The 2,982-nt window shown below is 20.2% G+C and carries 7 protein-coding genes; all 7 read right to left on the minus strand.

The window, feature by feature from the left end; all coding sequences use genetic code 4:
• Window positions 1–135: 135 nt before the first annotated feature.
• Window positions 136–333, minus strand: coding sequence for a hypothetical protein (locus tag TS70_RS06200; RefSeq protein WP_198049731.1), 198 nt, complete (start codon window positions 331–333; stop codon window positions 136–138).
• Window positions 334–861: 528 nt separating this feature from the next.
• Entirely contained in the window at window positions 862–1,053 is a 192-nt protein-coding gene (locus tag TS70_RS06205) for a hypothetical protein (protein WP_198049732.1), read from the minus strand.
• An 89-nt stretch (window positions 1,054–1,142) separates the two neighbouring features.
• On the minus strand, window positions 1,143–1,316 hold the full coding sequence (locus TS70_RS06210; protein ID WP_198049733.1) for a hypothetical protein: 174 nt from the start codon (window positions 1,314–1,316) through the stop codon (window positions 1,143–1,145).
• 6 nt (window positions 1,317–1,322) lie between these two features.
• Window positions 1,323–1,502, minus strand: a complete 180-nt coding sequence (locus TS70_RS06215) for a hypothetical protein (protein ID WP_004027936.1) — start codon at window positions 1,500–1,502, stop codon at window positions 1,323–1,325.
• Between the two features lies 1 nt (window position 1,503).
• Complete coding sequence (locus TS70_RS06220; RefSeq protein ID WP_198049734.1) at window positions 1,504–1,701, minus strand: hypothetical protein; 198 nt, start codon at window positions 1,699–1,701, stop codon at window positions 1,504–1,506.
• Entirely contained in the window at window positions 1,694–1,918 is a 225-nt protein-coding gene (locus TS70_RS06225) for a hypothetical protein (RefSeq protein ID WP_198049735.1), read from the minus strand. Before TS70_RS06225 ends, TS70_RS06220 begins: the two co-directional genes overlap by 8 nt.
• Before the next feature lie 335 nt (window positions 1,919–2,253).
• Complete coding sequence (locus tag TS70_RS06230; RefSeq protein WP_198049736.1) at window positions 2,254–2,613, minus strand: hypothetical protein; 360 nt, start codon at window positions 2,611–2,613, stop codon at window positions 2,254–2,256.
• Window positions 2,614–2,982: the final 369 nt, after the last annotated feature.

A 2,982-nucleotide genomic window follows, 5' to 3' on the forward strand; every position in this document is an offset into this window, starting at 1 on the left:
AAAAAAATAATATTCAATCATCCATTAAACATATTTGGTTTAAATATAATTAAACAATTTAAAACAATCATAATTAAAGTAAAAAATCAATTCATTAAATATCAATTTATAATTAATTTTCTAATATTTAACACTTTAAAACACCACCTTACATATTTTAGAAACCATATAAATAACAAATCATATCGTAAAGAAAATAAATAATCATATAACCACCATACAAACATAATATTCAACAGTTTTATCAACCAAACCTAATTTATTGGCGGGAATAAAAAAAGCAAACTGATATAAACCTTGATAAACTTTATCTAAAAACTGATTTCAAGTCATTTTTAATTTCCTCCTTATTTTTAATTAAATAAAAGTTTATAATTAAANTANTATTNTTATGGTTTTCTCTCCCCACAAATCANAAAGGAGAGTGATAAAAATANNAGCATTTTGAGAATTAATAAAAATATTCTTTATAAAAATAATTCCTACTTATTTTGAAATACTATGGATGATTTCACCAATAACCATAATAGTATTCGGAATAACAATATTTTTAACAATAATTGAACTTATTAAAAAAANATTNNNTTAAAANTTTGTGGGGAGAGAAAACCATAANAATAAATTTTAACCAAACCCCCTAAATATCAATCTAAATATTCAAAAAATAACAGCAATAATAAAAGTTAAAAATAAAACAAAACATATATATGCTAATGCTGGGGGCATATCTACACCAAATATAATCTGCATAAACTCAATATAAATATCAAAGACACTTTTTTCTAACATTTTATTTATTCCTTTCCATTTAGTAATATAAATTTTACTTTTTAACTTTTTAGAGGTTTAAAATTATTAATATTAATATCCGTGAATTAATTTTCTTAATGTTTCAATTCCAAGCACTAAAAACATTAAAACGATAGGAATAATTAAAATTGCATTTGCACCTAAAAATGTTAAAAATCAAGTCGTAAATTCTTTCGCTCAATCTGCAATAACACCAACTCAGGCTTCAATTGCCTTAATAATTCCGTTTGTTCCAGTATCCATTTTTTCAATTCCTTTCTAATAAAAATAATATTTTTTAAACCTCTAAAAAGTTAAAAAGTAATATAAAAATATTACTAATAATTAACTTGTTAAATTTTATTAATAACTTGTTGCTGTTTAATTTGTTCTTTAAGAGTTTTAATAATTGCACGATTATTTTGAATTTCTTTTCTATGTTTAAATGCTATAATGCTATCAGCAAGATAAAAACATAAAACAAAAAACATTGTAATAAATACCATTACATATAAAAATATAATCATATTATATTATTTAACCTCCTTGTTTTTTCTTTTTTCCAGTTCAATTTGTAATTTTCTTATTTTCTTTTGTTGTCTTAAAATTATTGAACTTTCTTTTTTTCTAATAACATTTATTATTCCTGCAATAAAATAAGCAGTAATAGGCAACATAATAATTAATAAAATAATTTCAGATAAAATCGCCAAATTAATCACTCTCCTTATTTTTTAATTCTAAAATTTCTAACTTTAATTTTTGATTTTCAAGTTCTAATTTTTCAAGTTCTAATTTTGACTTTTTAATTTCTTTTTTATTAAAAACAGAAAAAATAACATAAGCATATAATAAGATAACTAATAAAAATACAATAATCATTGAAAATATATTATCACTCAAATTAATCACTCTCACTTTCTATATTTAAAAATTTATCTTTTAACTTTTCATTTAAAATTAAAAATTCTTTTTCTGTAAGAATTTGTAAATTAATATTTTCTTTTATTAATAATTGTTTTAATGCTTTTCTTAACAAAAATAATGGTATTTTTATTGATAAACATTGATGTATAACATTAACCAAATATTTTAATCTTTGCTTATATAATTTAGTTTGTTTTTTCATTAAAAAACTCCAACATAAACAAAAAATAATATAAACCAAATAATAAGTATTAAACAAAAATTTATAAAAATAATTAAATCTCAATTAATACTTAATTTATTTTTATTCTTTGCCATTATTTAACCTAGAATAATATTGATTAATTAAAACAACATTTTCATTAACACAGTTTCAGCAATAACGAGACCCAAGTTCTCAACCGAAATCAGCTCTACAAATAACACATATTTTATCCATTGTTAACACCTTTAAATTGAAAACAATTTCAGCAAATAGTCGCACCATTTTCTCAAAATTTATCACTAATACATACTAAGCATAATTGTTGTTTCATATTAATTATTGCTTTCTGTTATTGTTGAACTATTAGAATATTTATTAATAAAATCTTGTTCGTTATTATTTTCTGTATATGGTGTAATAACATCCAATTTACCATCTCATCTAATAGAAACATAAAATAAATTTCCATCAATTAAAAACGGTTTTAATTTTAGACAAATTTCATCATCTGCTTTAAATCATTTTGACTTTGATAAATCTTTTGTACCTTTAACAGTACCATTTTGTAATTTAATAACTGGTATAAATGTATAACCATTTCATAATTCAGTTGTACCAGTTTTATCATTTTTAATAGGACTATTTTCTTTAATCTCTATTAATTGCGTTAGATATCCGTGTTCGTTTTTCATACAGACATCTCCTTTCTTTTAAATAATTTAATTAAATTACTTAAAAGATTTCAGGTTTGAAACTTAAAATAATTATTATAATTAAAACAAAAAAAACCACATCAATTTTTTAATTATTAGAAAAGAGTTTTATTATACTTAAAATTGCTATTTGAATATTAGTGTTTTTTATTTGAATAAGTTTATAAATAAGCATAAAAAAAAAATTTAATTATATTTAAGTTCCGAGCAAGGAAACCTTTTAAGTTTGAAACTCAAACATAACTAAATGTTTAAGTTAATTTAATAATACAATAAAAATTAAAATTGTCAAATTTTCACACAAAAATAAATATATTATAAAATATACATCCCCAACTTGTTTTTTTT

Source organism: Spiroplasma sp. hyd1 (genome assembly GCF_016082235.1).
GTDB classification, from domain to species: domain Bacteria; phylum Bacillota_I; class Bacilli_A; order Mycoplasmatales; family Mycoplasmataceae; genus Spiroplasma; species Spiroplasma poulsonii.